The organism is Listeria booriae (genome assembly GCF_000766865.1).
GTDB classification, from domain to species: Bacteria; Bacillota; Bacilli; order Lactobacillales; family Listeriaceae; genus Listeria_A; species Listeria_A booriae.
In genome coordinates this window covers 69912-93491 of the sequence record NZ_JNFA01000003.1, presented here as the reverse complement: position 1 = coordinate 93491, position 23580 = coordinate 69912, and the positions used below count along the sequence as shown (strand labels likewise).

14 protein-coding genes, 1 tRNA gene, 1 pseudogene and 2 CRISPR repeat arrays (1 of these 18 cut by a window edge) are annotated in these 23580 nt (G+C 40.8%); of the genes and pseudogenes, 5 read left to right on the top strand and 11 right to left on the bottom strand.

Features of this window, described 5'->3' with window-relative positions; all coding sequences use genetic code 11:
• Window positions 1-69 precede the first annotated feature (69 nt).
• The 3 genes from EP57_RS01700 (at window position 70) to mreBH (ending at window position 3698) form a co-directional block, all read left to right on the top strand.
• Complete coding sequence (locus EP57_RS01700; protein WP_036083596.1) at window positions 70-1332, top strand: MDR family MFS transporter; 1263 nt, start codon at window positions 70-72, stop codon at window positions 1330-1332.
• A 123-nt stretch (window positions 1333-1455) separates the two neighbouring features.
• Window positions 1456-2502, top strand: a complete 1047-nt coding sequence (gene mreB, locus EP57_RS01695; protein ID WP_052167472.1) for a rod shape-determining protein — start codon at window positions 1456-1458, stop codon at window positions 2500-2502.
• Between the two features lie 188 nt (window positions 2503-2690).
• Window positions 2691-3698: a rod-share determining protein MreBH gene (mreBH, locus tag EP57_RS01690; RefSeq protein ID WP_036083594.1), complete on the top strand. Its 1008-nt coding sequence runs from the start codon at window positions 2691-2693 to the stop codon at window positions 3696-3698.
• A gap of 277 nt (window positions 3699-3975) precedes the next feature.
• On the opposite strand, the gene EP57_RS01685 is transcribed toward mreBH, so the two are convergent.
• Window positions 3976-5067, bottom strand: coding sequence for a hypothetical protein (locus EP57_RS01685; RefSeq protein ID WP_036083592.1), 1092 nt, complete (start codon window positions 5065-5067; stop codon window positions 3976-3978).
• Window positions 5068-5127: 60 nt separating this feature from the next.
• On the opposite strand from EP57_RS01685, the gene EP57_RS01680 reads away from it, so the two are divergent.
• A tRNA-Arg gene (locus tag EP57_RS01680) sits at window positions 5128-5201 on the top strand.
• Between the two features lie 241 nt (window positions 5202-5442).
• Here EP57_RS01680 and EP57_RS01675 read toward each other — a convergent pair.
• From EP57_RS01675 to EP57_RS01640, 8 genes are all read right to left on the bottom strand, one after another.
• Window positions 5443-8133 (bottom strand): YhgE/Pip domain-containing protein, encoded by a 2691-nt coding sequence (locus EP57_RS01675; RefSeq protein ID WP_036083660.1) that lies wholly within the window; start codon window positions 8131-8133, stop codon window positions 5443-5445.
• 128 nt (window positions 8134-8261) lie between these two features.
• Entirely contained in the window at window positions 8262-9347 is a 1086-nt protein-coding gene (locus EP57_RS01670; protein ID WP_036083590.1) for a DUF871 domain-containing protein, read from the bottom strand.
• A 71-nt stretch (window positions 9348-9418) separates the two neighbouring features.
• On the bottom strand, window positions 9419-9724 hold the full coding sequence (locus EP57_RS01665; RefSeq protein ID WP_036083588.1) for a PTS sugar transporter subunit IIA: 306 nt from the start codon (window positions 9722-9724) through the stop codon (window positions 9419-9421).
• A 47-nt stretch (window positions 9725-9771) separates the two neighbouring features.
• A complete protein-coding gene (locus EP57_RS01660; RefSeq protein WP_036083586.1) occupies window positions 9772-11052 on the bottom strand; it encodes a PTS sugar transporter subunit IIC in 1281 nt (426 codons plus the stop codon).
• A 157-nt stretch (window positions 11053-11209) separates the two neighbouring features.
• Window positions 11210-11518 (bottom strand): PTS sugar transporter subunit IIB, encoded by a 309-nt coding sequence (locus tag EP57_RS01655; RefSeq protein WP_114983041.1) that lies wholly within the window; start codon window positions 11516-11518, stop codon window positions 11210-11212.
• Window positions 11519-11681: 163 nt separating this feature from the next.
• The gene (locus EP57_RS01650; protein WP_036083583.1) at window positions 11682-14363 is read right to left on the bottom strand and encodes a sigma-54-dependent transcriptional regulator; all 2682 of its coding nucleotides are present in this window, start codon (window positions 14361-14363) and stop codon (window positions 11682-11684) included.
• Between the two features lie 188 nt (window positions 14364-14551).
• Entirely contained in the window at window positions 14552-15688 is a 1137-nt protein-coding gene (locus tag EP57_RS01645; RefSeq protein ID WP_036083581.1) for a DEAD/DEAH box helicase, read from the bottom strand.
• Between the two features lie 362 nt (window positions 15689-16050).
• Window positions 16051-17034 carry a Gfo/Idh/MocA family protein gene (locus tag EP57_RS01640; protein WP_036083579.1) on the bottom strand — a complete coding sequence of 328 codons (984 nt, stop codon included), beginning with the start codon at window positions 17032-17034 and terminating at the stop codon, window positions 16051-16053.
• Between the two features lie 339 nt (window positions 17035-17373).
• On the opposite strand from EP57_RS01640, the gene EP57_RS01635 reads away from it, so the two are divergent.
• Window positions 17374-18963, top strand: coding sequence for an immunoglobulin-like domain-containing protein (locus EP57_RS01635; protein ID WP_036083577.1), 1590 nt, complete (start codon window positions 17374-17376; stop codon window positions 18961-18963).
• Between the two features lie 170 nt (window positions 18964-19133).
• A CRISPR array of direct repeats spans window positions 19134-19889; the repeat unit is 30 nt; unit sequence ATTTACATTTCACATTACTTAGATAAAAAC.
• A 205-nt stretch (window positions 19890-20094) separates the two neighbouring features.
• On the opposite strand, the gene EP57_RS01630 is transcribed toward EP57_RS01635, so the two are convergent.
• Both EP57_RS01630 and EP57_RS01625 read right to left on the bottom strand, forming a co-directional pair.
• Window positions 20095-22425 carry a glycoside hydrolase gene (locus EP57_RS01630; protein WP_036083575.1) on the bottom strand — a complete coding sequence of 777 codons (2331 nt, stop codon included), beginning with the start codon at window positions 22423-22425 and terminating at the stop codon, window positions 20095-20097.
• A gap of 356 nt (window positions 22426-22781) precedes the next feature.
• Window positions 22782-23126: pseudogene (locus EP57_RS01625) on the bottom strand (inorganic diphosphatase); the annotation flags it as partial.
• Between the two features lie 10 nt (window positions 23127-23136).
• A CRISPR array of direct repeats spans window positions 23137-23580; the repeat unit is 30 nt; unit sequence ATTTACATTACACATTACTTAGATAAAAAC (it continues 1104 nt past the right edge of the window).

Sequence of the window (23580 nt, the reverse complement as noted above, 5' to 3'; positions counted from 1 at the left end):
TTTCATGGGCTTTTTTACAACTAAATCTAATAGCGACTTAGCTGTTTTTTAAAGAGGGTGTTTTCTAAGATGAAATTCAAGACTTGGGATATTAATCTCAAAGTGCGATTATTCGGGGAAGCGCTGCTCGATATTTCTTTTTGGGCGGTATTCCCCTTTCTAACGATTTATTTTTCTGATTCTATTGGTCGTCAAACAACGAGTTTACTCTTAATCGTTTCGCAGGCGTTATCTGTGATTACCGGACTTCTTGGTGGGTATTTTGCGGATACGTATGGGCGTAAGCGAATGATGAGTATTTCGGTAATTGGCGAAGGTGCTGGTTTTCTGATTTTTGCGATTGCTGCGTCAACGATGTTTTATTCGCCATATGTTGCGTTTTTTGGATTTATGGTGGCTAGTATTTTCATGTCCTTTTACCAGCCGGCGAGCCAAGCGATGATTGCTGATGTTGTGAAACCGGAACATCGGAGTCACGTGTATTCGATTTTTTACATGATGATTAATATTGCGGTCGTGATTGGGCCGATTATTGGTGCGATGGTATTTAATAATTATACATCGCAAACATTGATTGCCATTGTACTTGCTGATTTACTACTACTGATTCTTTTGACAAAATTCGGTCGCGAAACGGCGCCGCTTGCTCTTAATCCTGAACTTCGCCAAGCACAACGGCAAAAAAAGATTGGTACGGTGCTCCTAGAACAGTTGAAGAATTACAAGTTAATTTTTACCGATAAAGTATTTTTCTTGTATATTGTTGCTGGCGTCATCATTTCGCAATCATTTATGCAATTGGATTTATTATTCCCACTTTACATTACAGAAGTGATTGGGGATGCGTCGATATTCTCGCTACAACTTACCGGAGAACAACTCTTTGGCGTGATTGTATCGATTAACGGCTTTTGTGTTGCCTTGCTAACCGTGTTCTTTACACGCATGATGAGCCGCTATCGTGAGAAGCTTGTTTTTATGAATTCTTCGTTTCTTTACGGCGTTGCAATCTTGCTTTTCGGCATCTCGACAGGTCCTTGGGGCGCGATTTTAGCAATAATCTTGTTTAGTTTTGCGGAACTAATGACAGTTGGTATTCAACAAAACTTCGTGGCCAAAATTGCTCCAGACGATAAACGTGCGATGTACTTCTCGGCGGCTGGACTTCGTTACACATTCGGTAAAGTTATTGCGCCGTTTGCGATTACAATTTCCACATTGATTGGCTATTTCGCCACATTCGCAACCATCGCAGTACTTGCCGTCATCAGTGGTTTCATTTATTTTTATATGTACAGTCTTTACGAAAAACAAAATCGTGCGAAAGCTTAAAAAGTTATGCCTTCTTGGTATAGCTTTTTTTGTGATTTAGGTTTACATATAGCACTTTAAGGCAATAAAATCATTAAGAACTTAAACCTTTCAAAAATTTAAAGGAAAGTTAGGTGTGTGCTCATGTTTAGTCATTCTTCTGTCGGTATTGATTTAGGAACCGCAAACATTGTCGTTTATAATGAATTGCGAGGAATCATGTTCAATGAACCTGCCGTCATCGTATTGGACGCAAAAACAAAAGAAGTCTACACCATTGGAACACCCGCAAAGCAAATGTATGGAAAGACTCCCACCACTTTAACAGCGATTAAACCATTGAAGGATGGCGTCGTTGCTGACTTTGATAATACCGTAAAACTACTGCAAGCTATTCTAGAGCGCGTGACTAAAATAACCCATGTCCCTATTCGCAAAACCGCGGCAAGCATCAATGTCCCCGCTGGTGCAACTATCGTCGAACGCAATATTATTCGCGACGCTGTGCTTGCAACAGGCATTAAAGTCGTCACTATCGTCGAAGCCCCTGTCGCAACCGCAATTGGCGCTGGACTCCCAATCAATGAACCAGTCTCAAACATGATCGTTAACATCGGCGCGGGCATCACCGAAATTTCTATCGTCTCCTATCGTGGCATTTTGGCAAACCTGTCTATCCGTTCTGCCGGCGACACACTGGACGAAGAAATCATCCAATACTTCCGCGAAAAACACCATCTTCTCATCGGCAACCTAACCGCCGAAAAAATCAAAAAAGAGCTAGGATACGCACCCCTTCCTCACGTCTTAAAAACAATGGAAGTCGGCGGTCGCAGTCTTCTTAACGGCTTGCCAGCACTAGCCCTCGTCACTTCCACAGAAATACAACCGCTTTTCACCGATGCCTTAAACAAAATTGTCAAAGCGATTCACGTGATGGTCGAGCAATCCCCTGCCGAATTAAGCGGCGATATCATGGATCAAGGTATTATTTTAACTGGCGGTGGCTCTTTATTAAACGGTTTCAAAGAATGGCTAACAAATCAAGTTGATTTCCCGGTCATTTTAGATCCAAATCCACTCGAATCGACCGCAATCGGAACTGGGCGCATTCATTTTTACAGTCAGCGTAATTTTTCAGGCGATGTAGAACTGACAACTCCTCGGCTAAACCTGCCATTCTTTTCTTAAGTTAAATTCTGGAGTTATATTAAGTTCTTTACATCCTAATTACGGTTTCTGAAAAAAGAGCCGTGCTTAGCCTTTCCTATGTTACCTTTTTATATCATTCTCTTTATAACGCACCACAACACAAAAAACTCCTTTATACTGTAAACTGTGCCATTAACGCATGAAAAAGGAGATATGGAGGGTAAAAAATGTTTGGTAATACAACAATTGGTATCGACTTAGGTACTGCAAACATCTTAGTGTATAGTAAATCAAAAGGAATTATCTTAAATGAGCCTTCTGTAGTTGCCATGGATGTCAATACGAAATCTGTACTTGCAATTGGCCAAGAAGCAAAAGAAATGATTGGAAAAACACCAACAAATATCGTGGCAGTGCGTCCATTAAAAGATGGCGTTATCGCTGATTTCGATGTCACAGCGGGATTACTTCGCGAAATAATGCGTCGAATTATCACTATTTCAGGTAATTCGATTAGAAAGCCCAATGTGGTTGTTTGTACCCCTACTGGTGCAACATCTGTCGAGCGTCGTGCGATTTCAGATGCCGTTCAGTCTATGGGCGCAAAGTCTGTCACGCTTATTGAAGAACCGGTAGCCGCTGCCATTGGCGCTGAGTTACCAGTAGATGAACCGATTGCCAATGTCATTGTAGATATCGGTGGCGGAACAAGCGAAATCGCTATTATTTCTTACGGCGGCATCGTTTCCAGCAACTCCGTACGAACTGGCGGCGATCACATGGACGAAGAAATCATCCAATACATCCGCAAAAATTACAACCTACTCGTCGGAGAAGCAACAGCTGAACGCATCAAATTCGAACTCGGCTACGCACCAATCCCACATCCAGAAAAAACAATGGATGTCAGAGGTCGCGATTTGCTTACCGGCTTACCTAAAACATTAACACTAACTTCCACCGAAATTCAAAAAGCCTTAGAAGAAACATTGCAACGCATCCTAGAAGCAATTCGCAATACGTTAGAAAACTGTCCCCCAGAACTAAGCGGTGACATTGTTGATCGCGGTATCGTGCTAACTGGTGGCGGCTCTTTAATTCAAGGCTTCCAAGAATGGCTTGTTCAAGAAATCGATGTTCCAGTACATATGGCGCCAAGTCCACTGGAATCAGTCGCAATTGGGACTGGTATGTCGCTTGAGTATATCGACAAACTCGCTAAACCTGTGAAGTAGTGCATACGCTGAGTAACTCGGCGGCAAGCGTTCGCATTCCAGGGATTTGGCGGACTTCCGGTTCTCACATACGTAAGTATGCTCCGCTTCCGGCTTCCACCAAATCCCTGGAATACAAACGCTTTCGCTCGATTTGTGTATAGCAGAATTTACGTCCTACCCGAAAAATAAACAACTTGTGCTTCTCTAACGTATTTTGTTGTCATCTCAGATTACTATATTAAAAGAGTAGGAAAAACCGTGGTCGTGGTTTTTCCTACTCTTTTTAGTGTGTTTTTTATTTCAAGTCCATGTTGTAGAGGTCGTTGCCGGTGTTGTCTTTGATTGTTAGGGTGGCGATGTTGGTGATTGTCATGTTGGCTTTTTTTGTTAGTTGGATTAGGGCGTTTTTGTCGTTGTAGCCGGTGTGTAAGTTTTGGGTGTATTCTTTGCCGTCGGTGGACTTGAGTGTGACTGTGGCGCCCTTTGCAATGATGTTTTCTAGTTCGGAGACAACGCCGATGTATTGGTTTTTGTCGCCTTGTAGTTGTAATAATAGTGCTTCGTCGTCTGATTGTGGGTTGGCATTTTCGTTTGTTTCTTTTACTACTAACTTGTTGTCTGGGTAAGTGAATTCTACGAGGTGATAACGACCGGTTTGATCGCGTAAAATGGCCGCGTAAAGTGATTTTTTCTGTGTTGCGCTACTGACAACTTTCCAATTCTTGTCGGCAATATATTTATTTACGGCTGGGAAAAAGCTATTTTTCTTGGCGCGTTCTGAGAGTTGTTGTTTCTTAATATCTTTGCCTTGAATGCTGTTTTCGTAGATGGCTTTGTGGTCTTTGTTGCGTAATTCAACGGCTTTTAATGCTTCGGCTGTTTTGGCGTCTAGGGACGGTACTTCGACGATTGCGACTGTTTTCCCGTTATCGCTTTTGCCTTTGTTTGTTAGGGCGACACCGATTGCTTCGTCTACTTCTTTGTTGCTGTCTAATAATACGAGTTCTGTCGCTTCTTTGGCAAGTTGGTCGTCATTGATTTCAACCATTGCGATGAGGCCGTTTAGACCGTTCATGAGATTGATTTTTACTTTGTCGTCTTTCTTCTTGAGTGCGGAGTTTAGTTGTATATTCGAGATATCTTTTCCATTCGTGTCTTTGTAAAACTCGAGCACTCCAGTTGTATCATCGTCGTCCTTCACGTATGCTAGCTGATAATCTTTCAAATCTGTCTTCACGTTCTGGATAGTTGTCAATGAATTGTCGCTCTGAACTTTGTCGATGCCTTCTTTGCCACATGCTGTTAATCCGATTAGGAGTGAGATACCTACTAATGCTGTTACTACTTTTTTCAATCCATTTCCTTCCTCTCTTAATGATTTTTGCAAACAGATTGCTCCCCATCTCTGTTTTGTGTTAGAATAGTGACGTTGGTAAATTTTCATCGTGTCCTGATAGCTCAGTAGGATAGAGCGACAGCCTCCTAAGCTGTAGGCCGTGGGTTCGATTCCCTCTCAGGACATTACTATTCTTTACACTGTCACCTAACATTATACACGCACTAAATGAGAACGACATTACATTTTCGAACATTTATGTAAGAAATAGTACTCACCTTTTTCATGTACTATTTCATTATAACTTTTTTTATTTCAAAAATAAAGCGTTAATCATATTTTATTACAAAAATATTTCTGAAATGTTACGAACGTTTTTCCACATAGGAAAAAGGACTTGGTTTTATGCGCCAAGTCCTTTTTTTGTTAGTGAATTAGTTTACTCTTCTTCGCTTTAGCCGAAAGCCCTGGAATGATTTTGTCTAATGGTTTTTTAAGTAATGTGCCTATCAGTATGAAGGAAATTCCGAATATCGCTAGAATGATGATGTCGTGTGTTGCGTTTGGCCAGTAGATGCCGCCTACGCTTTCGCGGATGAGTCCAACGGCGTATGTGAACGGCAAGAACGGGTATATCGCTTGGAAAAATGGTGGTGATACTTGGATTGGGAAATTCCCACCGGCTCCGGATATTTGGAGGACGAGGAGAATAATCGCCATGCCTTTTCCGACATTGTTGAATAGCGAGACAAGGGTGTAGACTATCATCATAAAGACCATGCTGATGAACATGCTAAACAAAACGTGATACAGCGGGCTGGCGATGTAAACACCTAGTATGAAAATGTTGCCCAGTGTGACGATGAGTGCCTGGGCTAAGCCGATAGATAGGAAAGTTAGTAATCGTCCGAAATACACGTGGTGGTGGTTGAAAATGCCTCTTGGAACTTCGACGTCCACACGTAATAAGGAAATGAGTAACAATGCTCCTACCCATAAACAAAGCGCGGTATAAAATGGCGAACTCGCTGATCCGTAGTTAGGGATTGGATAGTCTTTCGTTTCTTTCAGCTGAATCGGATGTGCGATAAAATCACTGTCTTTTTCTACATCATTTCTTAAAAAGGCGATGATTTGTTGCATGTCATAACTTTGGTCAAACTCCGTAATTCTTCCCGCAGCCTTGTTGATGGCTTCTTCAAACTGTGGCAGTTCATTGCGAGACAAGTCGGCTGCTGTTTTCACTGCTTTTTCAAAATCAGGGAATTTTTGTTCGATTAGTTTAGCGGCATTTGTGATTTCTGATTCTAAGGTTGGTAGGTCATTGCGGATGAAATCGCCTGCTTTATGAATTTTGACTTTGACTGCTGGGTAATCATTTTTGTAAAATAGCGCGGCTTTGTTGATGCCGTCGATGACTGTGTCTAGCTTCGTATTAATGAACGCTGTTGCATCTTGGAGTGTTTGTCTTAGTTCTGGTAAACGTTGCTGGAACTCGCGTAAATAGGTTTGGCTTGTACGCAAGGTTTCGTTCGCATTTTTGAGAATCGCGTCGATGTCTGGTAGTTTATCTTTGGCGGCGTTTAGTAAGTCTGTGCTTTTCGTGAGGTCTTGGCTGATAGTTTTTAACGCGGCATTAATCGTTGGGACAATGTCGCTATCGTACTTGCCAATGACTGTCGTTAAGTTGTCGCTTACTTTCTTGGCTTCACTGTTTAGTTGGTCGAGTAGCGCTTGGGTTGGTTGTTCACCGTTCTGAATAATCTCTTTGATGTTGGCAAGTGTTTGTTGTTGCTTCGTTATATCTTGTTGTATCGCCTTTAAATCGCCGATAAAGCCTGTTAGCGGCTTGTCTGGCAGTGTGTCGTTCAATGTGTTCAGAAGTTCGATTTGTTTGGCTAGCATGCCGCTTGCGCTGTTTAACTGCGTCTCGATTTGGCCGATGACCGAAACGATTTTTTCTGGGTCAATACTTCCGTTCTGCAGTTGCTCTGTCAATGCGTACACATTGTTTGTCACTTGTTGCAAGAGCATCAAATTCTGCTTGATTGCTGGGGCCACCGTTTGGAAAGATTGATTCACTTGTTTCGAAAAATCGGCGACTTTTCCGGCATAGTTCGCACCATCATCGGCAATTTTCTTCACGGTTGGCAACGCGGCTTCCGCTTCTGAAATAATCGCCAGAGCTTTGGTCGACTCGCCTAGCGCATCGTTCACTGTTTTTTCAATCGTTCCAAAATTAGCGTCTATCGTCTTGACATCCGTCGCAATCTGCTGAATCTCAGGAATCTTCTGTTGTAAAACAAGGACTTCTTCGCCAAGCTTGTCCAATTGAGGCAGCGCCGCTTCAATACGGAGTAAATCGCTCGCCGCGGCATTAATTTCCGGCATTGTTTTACTTAGCTCGTTCACTTGGTTTGCTTTTTCTCGCAAATCCGGCAGTTTTCCTTCTAAAATCACGGCTTGCTTGCCCATCTCTTTAATTTGCGGCATACTCGCCTTCACTTGGAAAACTTTATCTTTAATATGGCGTATCGTTGGCAGTTCCTTCTCCAAATCAATGCCTGCTTGGTTTAACTCAGACAACACGGAATGGCTCACTTTATCGACGAACTCATTACTAATCTGGTCAACAATCGTGGAAGCACCTTTATCTGTGATTTTTGGCGCGATGGCGTTGATTTTTTCGTTGACTGTGTAATTGATCGTTGGTTTTGTAGGATTCCCGCCAACTACCGAAACAATGTCTTTTGAAAAATCGGCAGGAATAAAGATAGCTGCGTAGTAATCTCCTTTTTTAACGCCTTCTTTTGCTTTGTTTTCTGTTGTAAAAACCCAGCCGAGTGAATCATTTTTCTTTAGTTGTGCTTTTAATTCTGTACCTACGTTGATTTTCTGCGGGCTTTTTCCAGGTACGTTAATTTCGGCGCCTTTATCTTCAATCACGACCGCTACTTTAATGCCTGATGTGTTAGAATATGGGTCCCAGAGCGCTTCGATATTGAACCACGCATAAAGGGACGGCAAAATAACTAAGGCTAGCACGAGCAATAACGCAATCGGTGCTTTAAAAAGTCGTCGCCAGTCGAGTATAAAAATACCCCAAATCTTTTTCATTCCCGCTAACATCCCTTCTCTTAATCTTCAACCTTGATTATACAGGGCAAAAACAGGGACTGCAAACAAGAAGGAAATCACAAAAAAACAAGCTAACCACTTTTATCGCGATTAGCTTGTTTGACTTCTTATTTGTGTTCTTTTAGGCGGAAATGTTGCCAAGGTTGAATTGTTTTTAGAAGGTAGCGTTCTTCTGGAATGACGCGAGCGACGATATTTGTATTGCCCGAGTTCTCCATTTCTTGAAGTGCTACTTGCATCTCACCTTTGTAACGTTCGTAGCCATTGTTATCGATTGTCACGTCACCAAGCTCGATTGTGTCGGTATCATGCGCTGGGAAATCGTGTTGTTTGAAATGAACGCGTGTCATTGTAGAACGAAGCACGTATTCAGAAGCGTCGCCACGATTGAAATGTTTTTGTGTTGTCACGATTTCTTTTTCAACGTCTGTTGCACCGTCTAAGAATGTAACAGCAAGTTCCAATTCATTGCGGTTTAGCTCGCCTAATGCTTTTAGTTCTTCTTCTGACGCATACATATTTCCGATAATCACATCGTCAATTAAGCCCGTGTTCCATAAGTCTTTCGCTTGTACCGTAATTGACATACCACGGTGTTCTTCAAGCGTTGGAAGTCCGCCATCCACAACAAACCAAGGACCAAATTTACCAGCGTTAGATGAAACAAATGCGGCTGTACGCAAGTTATATTTTTTGAATTGGGCACTCGTGCGAAGGAAGTGTTCGCGAGAAAGCGCTGTATAACGACGCGGATAGAAATTATGGCAACCAATAATATTCGCCACATTCGCTTGATAAGACAAGATGTTATCTACATATTTCGTGCCGTTAGAAATGTTAAGTTCGATTTGTAAATCATTATCATCAAAAGACATCGCCGCTTCTTCTGATCCAGAGAAACCTAAATCAAGACGCAATCCAGACAATCCTAGTTCTTTAAAACGACCTAAATCTTGATATGTCAAATTAAGTGACGCAAAAACACCAGGATCAACATCTGCAATAACTTCGTAACCTAGCTTGTTCGCAGTTTGGCAAATTGTTTCTAATTTCGCAAACTCCGCTTCATCATTCGCAGAAATCAAGCATGTAAAAATACGACTAAAACCATATTTTGCAGCTGTTTCGATGTAGTTCAAAGAATCTTCAAGTGGCGCGTGTTGTGGAAATACTGAAATACCTAATTTTCTCATAATAAATGATACTTCCTCTCTTTATTCATTATTAAAAATAGGGATGAGGAAAAATCCTCACCCCCATTGTCTTACTTCGAACGATATAATTCTACAATTTCAATCGCTAAATCTTTGAAAGTAATTGCGTTCATCAAGTGATCTTGCGCGTGAACTAGAAGTAGAGATACTTCTGTTTTCTCGCCGCGTGCTTCACCTTGGATTAGTTTTGTTTGGGAATGATGTGCTTCTAGTAAAGATTGTTCTGCTTTTGCGATTTGTTCGTCCGCCAAAGCAAAGTCTCCTTTTTTCGCTGCGTCGATTGCTAGCATCGCGTCACTTTTCGCGTTACCACCAAACATGATTAAATTCATAATTGTAAGTTCTAGTTCTTCCATTTAGTTCCACATCCTCGTATGTTTTTATTTTAGCGTTTCTATCAATCTTAAAAATTATCTTCTGTCGGTTCACCAGCTGCTGCTGCTTTTTCACGACGGATTTCTTGAATTTCTGCTACTTTAATGAATGGTGCGTAGATTAGAACTGCTACGGCGATATTTACCGCTGCTAGAACGCCACCAGTCCAGCTTTGTGTAGCTAATACCCCACCGATAATTGGCGGTGTAGTCCAAGGTGTTACGATTGTTGCTGCTGGTACTAAACCAAGTGATGTTGCAAAATAAGCAATTGTAACAAGCACTAGAGGAGCTAAGATATAAGGTACAAACAAGATTGGATTTAACACAATCGGTAGACCGAACATCAATGGCTCGTTAATGTTGAAGATACCAGGAGCTGAAGCAAGACCCGATACAGTAACGTATTGCTTATTGCGGCGACCAAATAGGAATACCGAAATAATAATCGCAATCGTTGCACCAGTTCCGCCTAGGTTAACGAAAGAGTCAAAGAAAGGTTTGTTAACGATGTAAGGAGCGTCTAAGCCTAATTTCAAAGCTTCTACGTTCTTAGCAATTGCATCAACGTTAATTGTTTGCATAAATGGCTCGATAATGTTCGCACCATGTAAACCAAAGAACCATAGGAATGAAGAAATAAATGCTAATAATAATGCTGCTGGTAAAGTATTCGCAAGACCCATGAACGGTTCTTGAATTAGTTTGTAGAATTCACCAACAATATCTTTTACTCCAAGACCGAAAAGAATCGTTGTAAACATTGCAAAAATACTTACTGTAATCATCGCTGGGAATAGTGCCGCAAACGATCTTGATACTGCTGGCGGAACACCATCTGGCATTTTGATGATAAGTTTTGGATTTCCACTCATACGTGTGAATAATTCAGTAGAGATTAAAGCTACAAGAAGTGCTAAAAATAGACCTGATGAGCTAAGACCTGTTAATCCACCAATGGCAAAGAATGAAGCAACGGATACAACACCGCTTGATAAAGCATCTTTATCATACGATTTCGCTAGGTTATAAGCTACAGTAAAAGCAGTTAAAAGTGCTAGAATCGCGAAAGTACCGTTCCAAATGTTTCCCCCGAAAGATTTCCAGAGAGCTTCTCCGAATAAGTTATTCATAAATGTTTGATAAGCTTGGATAGGTAAATTGTTAATCAATGTACCCAATGAACCCAAAATCATTAATGGCATCGTTGAAATGAAACCATCACGGATGGCAACTAAATGACGTTGTCCACCAACTTTTGCTGCATACGGAATAAAATACTTTTCCATAAACGCGATAAAACCATTCATTTGTATTTCCCCCAATAATTTAAATTTGGATGAGACGGTTTGTCCCCTCCTATATTTAAGAGTTTCGCTTAATGGCTAGTTACAACAGCGCTTTACGTCTTCACCCAAGTAGACACAAAAAACTCGCTATTGTCGCTATTCACTAGTGCGCATACTCCTATTCCCCAAGTAAAGATAATGCTTGATTTAAAACTTTCTCGCCGTTCATCATCCCGTAATCAATACTGTTGATGACTGCGACTGGCTTGCCTAGTGGTTCTAATTTCTTCTTGAACTTGCTTTCTAAGAACCTCACTTGTGGTCCAAGTAATAAGACGTCGATCTTGTTGATATTATCTGGCGCTTCTGCCTCAGATACTGCAAAAATTGTTGCTTCGAGGTTTCTCTCCTCAGCCGCTTTTTCCATTTTTGTAACAAGTAAGCTAGTTGACATACCCGCGGAACAAACTAACATGATTGTTTTCACTTCGATTCACCCTTTCTTAACGCTATTTCTTAACCCTCGCTTATATAAATGCAAGTTCCGTGCCAACTTTTAAAATACAGGAAAACGCATACTTACGCCATTTCATGCTTACACATGAACAAAAGACAAGTGTGTACTTCTGTTACACACTTGTCTCGTTGCGTTATTTTTCATCTAGAATTACTTTGTTTGCGGTCATCATCTGCGTTAAATAGGCGATTTCTGACTGTGGAACAAGGATATCATACTCGATGTTGACGTTCTCCATCATTTGTTGCGTGATTTGCATTTCTATCATATGTTGCTTCGTGAATTCATCAATGTTCGGAAACTCGCGATCCACGCCGCCTAGTTTCATACGCTCTACTAGGAACGCTAAATGCAGGATGATTCCGATATCAACGCCGGGTTCTAGCACTAAGTTCATTTGGATTTGTAGCTCCGAAATGATTTTGCGCAGGAAGTATACAAGCTGCTCTGGTGATTCGACTTCTTTTAAGTTACCTTCTAATGAGGAAATGAGTTGTTCGTATGGTACTTCGTCGTTAATAATGCGTTTCACGATGTCTAGGCCGCCATCTGAGAACACTTCCATGGCGCTGAAAAACGGAATATCGCGGTACTGGAATTCCACCGAACCCATAATCGCTAAAATATTATAGTCTTCCATCAACTGATCAATGCGCTCCCTGAAAGCTTCTTTATGCAAAAATTGCAAGACGATGATTTCTACTTTTGATTCATCAATAACTGGAGCTACGCGGGCTCGCAATTGTTCGGCGACACCTTCTCCTGTGAAACACGTGAAGATAACCGCGTTCTTCGTTGGTTTTGCCCGTAAAATTTGGGCTTTGTATTTATTTTCAAAGAGTTGTTGGCAGCTTTGGTAAATATCTTCCAAACCGCGTCCTAATGATGCTTTACGAATCGCTTCTAAAACGACTGGCGTACTTGCCATGCTAACCGTCTTTGTGCGAATGCCAAGCTCTTCGGTCATCATATTGCCAAACGACGTCAAGGAACCCATATCTGATAAAATAAGCACACCTTTTGTCGGATTTAGTTGTTTTACTTTTGCTTTAACTTTCTCATACATTGCTTTGACTTCAACAGAAAGTGGCATGTCCATCGCCGTTCCCGTCTCAATATTAAGCAATTCCTGCACGGTTTCTACCATACTTGTCGCAGTAGATCGGCCATGCATCATCACGATAACTTCCACTTGTGCCTCTTGCGTAAAAATCGATTCGACAACTTCCTCCGTTAAAAACATCGTCAAAAAGCCAATTTCATCGAAAGGAATCTCAATACCAAGTTCTTGCTCTAATAAAGCAGAAATATCAATAGCAGCTTGGAATTCCTTCGAATATTTCTTACGGACATTGTTCAAATCTGGATGCACAATATGTTTTTGCTCACGAATACGTTCTATCGTACTCTGTAAATGAAGTGCGAAGGCAAACCGCATTTTTTCATTGTACTTGCGATCTAAACGTTTCTCAGCCATCTGATACACTTGATCGGTAAGTTGCCAAATTTCGGGACCGATAATATCTTTCGCCGATTGTTGCGTTGGCAATTGTCCCATGTACTCATGAAAATATTGGTCAACGTCAATATATAGCGCTTTTTCAAGTTCTAGCTGATCCTTGCCTTCTTTCATTAGCTGGTCAGCCTTCGTTTGAATCGCCTGATACACATCATCCACATCTTCAATCGCGATATCATTGGCCTCACTCGTATCGTAAAACTTGAAAATCGTCTTGTTCACATCAATTAGCCGGTTCATCTTCTCTGGCTCATCTTTTAAATGCAATAAACCTTTTTGGACATAAATCGGCAAATCATCTTGTTCAATTAAAATGTAGTTCGCGGCTTTCGTTTTGTAATGCAAAAATGCTTTCGCACAAGCAAGTTTCAAATCCCGTTGCAATTGCCCGACATTGGCACTCGCATGATACAGCAAAAATGCCATCAACGCCTGGCGATGCACACGAATCGTTTGGTGTAAACGCGTTGCTTCTTGCGCTAAAAAGAATTCGATGAGTTGGTAACGTTCCTCTAATTGCCGTTCTGCAAGTGGTGGCAACGTAATTGTCATCGGAATACGTCTTGTGAATGTCTCCAACAAGAAATTGTCTGGTGATTCTGTTGTTGCACCAATAATTTGGACTTGCGCCGTGTGTACCGTTGCACTTTCCCCAAGCGGTCGGTATTCGCCCTTATCGATAAAGGTAAACAACATCTCTTGCCCTTCTGGTGGTAAGCGGTGAATTTCATCTAAAAACAAAATCCCGCCGTCTGCTTTCGCTAACAAGCCTTGACGTGTTTCTTCTGCCCCAGTGTATGCCCCTTTGATAACCCCAAAGATATGACCAAAGAGAAGCTGCGGATTTTGCGCATAGTCCGCACAGTTGAAAGACACGAATGGCGCTTTTTTGCCAACCATATCGGCTTCGCGCGCAAACTTATACATGCACTCCGCAAATAAAGACTTACCAGTACCAGTTTTCCCAAGAATTAATGTATGTAAACCATGTGGTGGATATAAAATAGCCGCCTTTGCTTGCTGAATGCTGACCTTCAAGCTTTGCGACGATCCAATTAATCGATCAAAAGCCGTCTGTGCACTCCCGATTCCAGCCACTTCTTCCTTTTTTGTAAACGCTTGATAAAGGACCGGCTTTCCAGGAAGTTTCTCAATCTGCTCTTCTTTAAAAAGTTCATTTAAATAACGACTTGCATTAGCACGATCCATTTGTAATTTTTCAGCAACATCGTTTGCCGTCAACTTACCGTTCACACTATTTAGAAGCTTCAATACTTCTTCTTTTCTACTAAGCATGCGTTCGACTCCTTACTAAAAAGCTCTACTTCCACCATTATACCTGTAAATATACGCTTTCGGCAATCTAAAAAACTAGCTATTGTGAAATTTATTTCTAACTGTGACAATTATTGCTAAAACGTTTTCAAAAAAAGCTATGAAGCGAATCGTATTTTATCATTCGACTCACTTCATAGCTTGCTTATTTATTTACGTTTCGTTGCTTTATGCTCAAAATCATCCGTCAAAACACCTTCGTAATAACGAACTTTAATGGCTTCTTTGTTCAGGTCTTTCAAATACTGGCGTAACGTGCGGGCTTCGCGTTCATTCACAAAGGAAATCACAGTACCCGCCTTGCCCATCCGCCCAGTCCGTCCCGAGCGATGTGTGTATTGCTTCGCGTCCATCGCCACATCACAATGAATAACAAACGGCAAATCTGGAATATCTAAGCCACGCGCTGCAACATCCGTCACAACAAGGTAAGTCAATTCCCCTTTTTTGAAGGCTTGTAAAAATTTCTTGCGGTCCTCTTTACGCACTTCGCTATGAAGTCCAGCCGCCGCAACACCGTCGTACTGCAATTTCTCCAAAATAATGTCCATCCGAACTTTATCTTTTACAAAAACAAGCGCGCGCATATCTTCCACATTGGAAATACGGCGTAGCAACATCGCTTTATCACGCGGTTCAACGTCCATGTACAGGTGATTCACGTTCGCATTGCTTTCTTCGGCCTGCGCTTCAATCGTGATTGGCTCGATTTCGCTGTTGCGATAAAACATCATCGGATCTTCCAATTTCGTCGCTGAAGCCATAACTAATTGACGGTCACGCATCGCGCTATTCACGATTTCAAGCACCGTTGGAATATGCTCACGAATCAGCAGTTGATCGCACTCGTCTAGCGTAATCATTTTCACTTCATGCATCTTGATTTTCTTTTGTTTAATGAGTTCCAAAACACGGCCCGGCGAGCCTACGATGACTTGCGGTTTCTTCTTCAAATTATCGATTTGGCGTTTAATATTGGCGCTACCAATAATACCGACAACTTTCAAACCAGCGGGAAGCCAAGAACGAACAACGTCCGCGATTTGCATAACTAACTCATGAGATGGCGCTAGAATAAGCCATTGCGTATGTGGCTTTACTTCGATTTTCTCGATGGCTGGTAATGTGTAGGCAACTGTTTTCCCCGTTCCCGTTGGTGAAACCGCGATGATATCCTTGCCTTCTTTGATTGGCGTGTAGAGCTTTTGCTGAATCTCCGTCATTGCCTCGTAATGATGCGCTTGCCACTGCTCCGCCCAGATTTCAGGTACTTCTTTTATTTCCATGATAAACTCCTTTATTTCGCTTTAGATAGTCCTATCATACCATGTTTTTGCATAATCAACAAAGAGACTGGGACATAACCCAAATAAATCGGCGACAAGCGCTCGCATTCAGGAAGTTTGGCGGACTTCCGGTTCTACTTCGCATACGCTACGCTTAACTTCTCGCATGGTCGGGGATAATACTCCCTCCCTGCTTTCAGTCATCACATACACAAGTATGCTCCGCTTCCGGCTTCCACCAAACTTCCTGAATACAAACGCTTTCGCTCGATTTGTGTCAAGCAAAATTTTTCGTCCTACCCAAAGGTAAATGGCTCGGCGGTTTTGCTTTATCTTGAGTTTTGTCCCATCCTCTTTCCTACTTATTGCTCTACTTTGTACCAAATTCCGTTTTGGTGGCGCAGATCGTTGGAGATTTGGAGAACTTGTTTGCTTAGGTCTTCTAGGTCTTCGTACGCCAATGTGTCTTGCTCTGCGATGATACGGGCGAATTCTGTAGCTTCGAATTCCATGTCGTTTGGAATTGTCGGCATCGCCAAGTCTTCTGTTTCTTTCGTATGGTTGTCGATGTATTTGATTTCTTTAATGCCTGTCAGCGGGTTGATAACTAGCGTACCCTTCTCGCCGTAGATTTCGCTCGGTAAGAATGATTGCGACATTTTTGCATGTAAAATGGTCACTGTGAAATCCGGATATTCGAAAATCACTGGGCCGCCGCCGTCCACACCTGTACGTAATTTCGTCGCGAAATACGTAGCTTTCTCAGGAACACCGAACAAAGCAACTGCCGTGTACATCGGATAAACACCTAAATCAACGAGCGAACCACCAGAGAATTTTAGTGAAAAAATATTTGGTTCTTCGCCTGCTAAAACATTGTCGTAGCGAGATGAATAGTTCATGTAAGCCAATGTCGCACCGTGCAATTTGCCAACTTTTTGAATGCTGTCTTGAAGGATTTTGAAGTTCGGTTCTTGGATGTGGCGCGCTGCTTCGAATAAATAAACACCATTTTCTTTCGCAACTTTATGCGCATCTTCTAATTCTGCAACCGTGGAGAAAATCGGTTTTTCAACGATGACATGTTTTTTATGACGTAAAAATTGTAGCGCGTGTTCGTAGTGCATCGCATTTGGCGAAGCAATGTAAACCGCGTCAATCACGTCGGATGCTGCCATCAATTCAATATCATCAAAATAATTCTCTACTTTATATTTCTCACCAAAGGCATATGCTTTCTCCAATGTGCGGGAATAAACCGCCGTGAGTTCCCATTCTTTCGAGTTAAGCGCCCCTTCAACAAACGCATCTGTAATCCAATTCGTACCCATAATACCAAGCTTCATTCGCAAAACTTCCCTTCGATTTTCTTTACCTTTTTAGTATAGCGTATTTTGGTGATTTGTGCTGGAATTCGAGCATTTTTCTATTGATTTAGTGCTTCGTTCGCTAATGTCAAATATTACCTACTGTTATTTTTTAGCGTACTTTTTTTCAGATTTTTGTATGATAGTTAGGAATATAGGTAGTATTCTTACTATTTAGTGACAACTGATCAATTAAGCTATTCTTCTTCATCCCCATCGTGCTAAGATATGTTAGTATTTTATTTTTGAAAATTCTAGAAAAGAAGGTGAAATACAAATTTTCGAATCAAATAAAAAATGAGAGAGGTTATAAATAAAATGAAGCATTCCTTGAAAAAGCTAGTCAGCGTAATGACTGCAACGTCCATAATTGGAGCAAGTATTGTACTGCCACCTAACGTTCCTTTTACGACATCCGCACAAGCAGCATCTGTCAGTGAAAAAACAGCAACTGATGCAATCTCAGCACTTTTTGCAAATAATAACCCAAGCACGAACGTTCTTAAAACAACAACTAATCAACAAACAATCGATGCGGCACAGCAGTTATTGGATGCAGTTACAGGTATGTCTGATACTACAAAGGCAAACGCACAAGCAGCAATCACCCAAGCAAGAGCCCTATTGGATTTAAGAAATACACCACAAGATTATAGTTTATTTGCGAATGATGCAGATATTACATCATCAGTCATAACCGGAATAGTCGGCACAGGAATTACACGTGTCAGCCTACTAGTAGATGGTGTCGTAAAAGCAACTGGAACGATAGTCAACGGAACTTACAGCATTCTTGTAGGTGATTCCATTACTCCAGGTTCGCAAGTAGAAGTAGCAGGATACAACAGCACAAATGAAGTCGCACGAAAAACAGTAAAAGTTAGTAATAATGCAGCACCACTCACACCAGGGCAAAATGAAGCGCTAGCCAAAACCATGGCGTCAAATGCTGTAATGGCTCTGTTCCAAAATAACAATCCTACCTCCAATACACTAAACCCAGCGACTACTCAAAAAACAATTGATTATGCTCAAAGTTTGATTAATGTCGTTCAAACTGCAGCTGTAAAAGCAAGCTTACAACAAGAGTTAGATAAAGCACAAAGCTTGCTGAATGCCTCGCCTACTTTCAATATGTCCGTAGTTTCATTTAAACTTGGTAAAGATAGCTACGTCACAGGACAATTCTCTGGTAACGTGGCAAAAATTAGCCTTACTGTGAATGGCGCATCAGGCGTTAAAATTCCTGTTACCGCACCAGCTATTAAATACTACGCGAAAACGGTTATTTTAAAAGACACAGACGATGTAACACTAATTGCTTATGACGCAGCCGGCAATGTACTAGGTACGAAAAAAGTCGTTGTTGAAAAACAAGAAGTGACGACATCTGGTTCTATCACTTCCATCACACCATATAACCTTGGTACAGATAGCTATGTGACAGGGCAATATTCAGGCGACGTAGCGAAAATCAGCCTCACTGTGAATGGTGTTGAAGGTAGTAAAATCGACGTTACTTCACCAGATTTTAAGTATTATGCAAAACGAGTGATTTTAAAAAATACGGACAATATCACATTAACTGCATATGATGCCAATGGTAGAGTACTGGACACAAAAACTGTCACTCTTGCAAATCAAATAGTAGCAACCGGTTCTATCACCACGCTTGCTCCATTTGTAATTGGTAAAGAAGGCTATGTTACTGGTCAATTCTCTGGAGACGTAGCGAAAATTAGCCTTACTGTAAATGGTGTAGAGGGCGTTAAAATCCCTGTTACTGCACCAGCTATTAAATATTACGCGAAAACGGCCATCCTTAACACGACAGATAGCGCGCACATCACTGCCTACGATATCAATGGTAACGTGCTTGATACCAAAGTAGTTAGTTTGAGTAGATAATTGCATACTAAAAATTTTCATCAGATAGGCCAATAGATTAAGAGGGTTAATATCCATTAATACTGAAAAATGGATATTAACCCTCTTGTTATTCAATTCGTTTTATTATGTTTTAACTCCTACTTTAGATAAAACCTGTTTTGCAACTCTGAAAAATATGCCTCGCTGACATTTACATCTCACATTACTTAGATAAAAATAATACTGGCAATAACATGATTTGATGCATCGTAATCATTTACATTTCACATTGCTTAGATAAAAACTGAATTTAACACTGCTAAAAATGTCAGCCCGTTTATATTTACATTTCACATTACTTAGATAAAAACTAAATCCTCAACGCGCAGAAGTTGGAGGAGGTGGTTAATTTACATTTCACATTACTTAGATAAAAACAAGGGCTAACAATGATTCACTTTTTAGTATTCGTTGATTTACATTTCACATTACTTAGATAAAAACGACCTAGATAATCAACCATCATCCATCCAGCAAATATTTACATTTCACATTACTTAGATAAAAACGATGATATTTTATGACTTTGAAGTGTTTAAACACGATATTTACATTTCACATTACTTAGATAAAAACTCAGAGTACGGTTTACCAGCGTCATTAATTCGAAATTTACATTTCACATTACTTAGATAAAAACCGATGACGTCGTTTATCATTGCGGAGATTTTACCTTATTTACATTTCACATTACTTAGATAAAAACTCGTAACGACCTGTAACAAAAGTAAGCACTTCACCCTGATTTACATTTCACATTACTTAGATAAAAACCGCACGAAAAGCAATCTTATAATCTCCCTCTCCATAATTTACATTTCACATTACTTAGATAAAAACCTAGCTGTATAATTTGAGATGTATTCACGTCGTGTATTTACATTTCACATTACTTAGATAAAAACAGGTACCCCATCAACACTTACTCCCATCATACCTCAAACTCCCAAATCTGTCGACCGACAACAAAATGCTAAATTATTGCCCTCAAACCTTACAGCCCAAACTTCGAAAACAGGCTTAACCTCTTTAGTATCAATACATAACAAAAATCTGTCGATGCCCCCATTATTTTGCACTACTGGAGGTCGACAGATTTTCTTCCTGTTATTACGAATCTAGATTATCTGTAGAAATTATATTTTTCTTCCCGTTTTGCACAATTATCGCGCTATTCGCAGGAATGGTTTTCTTTTCGTACTCAAAATTCTTGTTCGAGAAATTCGCTATGACTTGTAGATTCGCGCCGAATGTTGTTTTCTGAACAAGGCGTTCTTTATCCAACACTTCAAAACTGCTCATTTCATGTTGCAATGCTTCTTTTTGGAATGGTTCCCAGCTTTTCGAATTGCTGATGATGTCTTTTTTATGCAGTTTCCAGTTGGCTTCATCAAGATGGAACATTGGTGGCGTGTTGTATAAATATTCTTTTAAGCGGCGCTCGCCTGTTTGTCCTTTGATTTTGTAGCTGTCCCATTCCCAATGGTGCGTTGTGATGACGGAACGGTTATATACTAGTTTGAATAATGGTAAGGAATAGACTGGACTTGTGTATATTGCTTTGTATTCTTCTTTTATTGGCACTATTTTGCTGTACTTTGTTGGAATCGAGCCGTCCATGGATGCATATTTTCCTACGAAATACTCGCTGTCCTCGTTTTCACGCATATCGGGATCAGACCACTTTATGACTGGTGTCTCAATGCCGTGCGCAAAACTAATGTGCTCCGATGCATAATCATTCCCGCCTTCTGAACCGACCACAAGCCCTTTCTTATTCAAAAAGCCGATCCGTTTCATGCGGCCTGCTACGTCTTCGCTTTGTATTGTTGGATGCTGTTTGGAGTAGTCGTCATGAATTTCGCCTGCTGCGTCTACGTCCATGAACCACGTATTAAAAGCAATATCGTCTGCTAAAATGCCATCTACGCGTGTTTTTACGGCATCGAAAACAACGGCTGGATTTAGTTTGCGGCCTAGCCCTAAGAAACCAGTCAGTTTTTTACCTTGTTCATTTTCAACGGTTGCGTTTTCGTATAAGGTCTTGTCTGGGAATGAGGCGGTGTTCCAGTCGATGCTCGGGTTTTCTTGGATGGATTGGTAGGAGTCGTAAGGGCCTAGAAGATAGCCGGCTTTCACCGCGGTGTCTACTGATTTCGGATTCATTAGGCCGTTCACCCAGTTTGGTAGGCCAATCCACGCTTTCTTGATGCCTGCATCGTGCATTTCTTCGATGATATCGGTCGCGTTGGAGTCGCCCCACGTGTTTAGTGGCTTTGTAAGACCTGAAATATGGCTGAAAATTAGGTGTTTGTTCAAGTCGTAAAGCTCTTGTTCGTGTAGTTTGTTCACGCCTTTGTCAATGTAAGCTTGTGCCGCCGCGTCCGGATTTTTGAAAATGGTTTTGTTGTAGAGTTGCGGTAGTTGTAAAATATATTGGAAAGCGTTTAAAACAACATTTTTCTCGTAGGCGTACATTTCTCCGTTTGCGATATTTGTGAGTGCTTGTTGGAATTCTTCAGAGCCGTCTGGATTGTATTTCGTTAGGAGTTCGCTTATCCACGGGAACAATGGGTTGTCGATGTTGGCTTTTAGTTGTTGCCAGTTCATGTCCGCGGCTGTTAAAACGCGTGTGTTCCAAAGATAGGCGTGTGGCGCTCCGTATAATTTGCGGATTTCGGGGTTTTCTTTTGCTTTTTGTTCGAGTGTTTTGAACTGGTTTGTGTCTTTGATGTAGTTTTGATAGTTTTTGGCGATGGATACGGGATTATTGTCGGTTATAAAAATTTTGTATTCGTATTTCTTGTCTTTGTTAATAGATGGGAATGTGTGGATCGCGCTGAAATGAATCGCGGGTTCGGCTTTGAAAACGAGGTCATTGTTGTACATATCGGGCATGATGAAGGAAACCGCAAAGCTGGGTTTATTTAATGTGAAAAATTTCATTGAGAATAGTTCGTTCATGGTTTGCTCGGATTCGTCGGCAAAATGTTTTTTCCAATCAGCGTCGTTTTGTGGAATGCGCTTGCCTTCTGCGATTGGTAGTGTGTAGGTCGGTGCGTTGACGCTTGGCCATTCGAATTTGCTGGTCGATGGGTTGGTGGAATGGATGCTAACGTCGAGGGAATCGCCTTGTTTCTTGAGAGTTACGTGGATTTTGTCGTCGGGATAGTCCCAGCTTGCTTCTGTGGCTGATTGTTTAAAATTGCTAATATTGCGTTTTTTCTGCGGTTCTGAAATGGTTTCGGTTTTGCCGTCTTTGGTGATGGAGAGTGCGAAGGTTTCTGGGGTGACTTGGAATGTGAAGTCGCTTTTTGCGTAGTTGATTCGTTTGTCGGATTCTTTGCCAGTTACTTTTTCGCCTTTGGTAGTTTGTGTGAATAGTGATGCGATGCTGATTAGTACGATGCATATCCCGATGTAGATTATTGCTTTTTTCATTTTTTCATCCTCCTTGTGTGTTGGGGTTAGTATAGCATTGGTTTGTGTCATGAATTTGACAGGAGAGGATAAAAATTGGATTATTTGTGTAGGTTTAGTCTAAATCCGGCATTGACGGTTTCATGGTGGTAATGTAATATATTGTTTGTAAGCGAATACATTTGAGGAGGCAGATGATGAACAGAAATATTATATTCTATGTTGGTTTTGTGGTTCTCGTAATTTTAGTATTTGTATGCCTTTTTATGGACTGGGTATCGAGTGGTCTTTTCATGGTTAGTGTGCTGTTTTTAATAGTGATTCATCTTTTATTTAGGTATTTTACGAGAAGGTGAGCGTTTATACCGTTGTATTTGTTAAAGGAGTTCGATAACGGAATCAAAGTATTGCTCTAGAAAATCCGTTTTTTCAGATATCTCTTGTTTGGATAATAATTCATTTTTTGAGGTAACTACCCACTTGTCTTCGGTATCATTTTTCCGGTGTATGACCGCGACGAGTATTCCCTCAAATACGTCGAGTGGAGTTGTTGCATTTTTAGAAATTATGTAAACATCTTGTTCTTCGCCATCTCCGGCTATGACACCGGGAACGAATCCGTAGTTTATTGGGTAGGTATTTCCGTAGCCGTCTTTAAATCCGATAGGTCTGTCTATGGTGACTCGTAGTTTTAATTTTTCCACAGTCATTTGGTGTCTCTCCTTCTTTGGGGATTATGTTCCACATTACTTAGATAAAAACTTTGATGACAATTAGGGCAGCTATAAAAAGAGAAATTTACATTACACAATACTTAGATAAAAACGCAAAACCTAGAAGAGCAATTGACTCTTCTTTTTTTATTTACATTACACATTACTTAGATAAAAACCGCAAACGGAAGGCCTGCTATCTGCTTTCTTCATATTTACATTTCACATTACTTAGATAAAAACGATCAAGTTTTTAGGTCATACACAATCATTTAATCGATTTACATTTCACTTTACTTAGATAAAAACTGCGACTGTCAATCCAACAGGTGTACCACATTTGAAAATTTACATTTCACATTACTTAGATAAAAACATTGTTTATTTTTTGCTCTTGTAGCGCCGTAAACGCATTTACATTACACATTACTTAGATAAAAACCCCTATCATGTAAATTCCTCC

Excerpts from the sequence above, each read along its gene's own strand:
- EP57_RS01700 (WP_036083596.1), top strand. The coding sequence starts at position 70 with ATGAAATTCAAGACTTGGGATATTAATCTCAAAGTGCGATTATTCGGG.
- mreB (WP_052167472.1), top strand. The coding sequence starts at position 1,456 with ATGTTTAGTCATTCTTCTGTCGGTATTGATTTAGGAACCGCAAACATT.
- mreBH (WP_036083594.1), top strand. The coding sequence starts at position 2,691 with ATGTTTGGTAATACAACAATTGGTATCGACTTAGGTACTGCAAACATC.
- EP57_RS01675 (WP_036083660.1), bottom strand. The coding sequence starts at position 8,133 with ATGAAAAAGATTTGGGGTATTTTTATACTCGACTGGCGACGACTTTTT.
- EP57_RS01670 (WP_036083590.1), bottom strand. The coding sequence starts at position 9,347 with ATGAGAAAATTAGGTATTTCAGTATTTCCACAACACGCGCCACTTGAA.
- EP57_RS01665 (WP_036083588.1), bottom strand. The coding sequence starts at position 9,724 with ATGGAAGAACTAGAACTTACAATTATGAATTTAATCATGTTTGGTGGT.
- EP57_RS01660 (WP_036083586.1), bottom strand. The coding sequence starts at position 11,052 with ATGAATGGTTTTATCGCGTTTATGGAAAAGTATTTTATTCCGTATGCA.
- EP57_RS01650 (WP_036083583.1), bottom strand. The coding sequence starts at position 14,363 with ATGCTTAGTAGAAAAGAAGAAGTATTGAAGCTTCTAAATAGTGTGAAC.
- EP57_RS01645 (WP_036083581.1), bottom strand. The coding sequence starts at position 15,688 with ATGGAAATAAAAGAAGTACCTGAAATCTGGGCGGAGCAGTGGCAAGCG.
- EP57_RS01640 (WP_036083579.1), bottom strand. The coding sequence starts at position 17,034 with ATGAAGCTTGGTATTATGGGTACGAATTGGATTACAGATGCGTTTGTT.
- EP57_RS01635 (WP_036083577.1), top strand. The coding sequence starts at position 17,374 with ATGAAGCATTCCTTGAAAAAGCTAGTCAGCGTAATGACTGCAACGTCC.
- EP57_RS01630 (WP_036083575.1), bottom strand. The coding sequence starts at position 22,425 with ATGAAAAAAGCAATAATCTACATCGGGATATGCATCGTACTAATCAGC.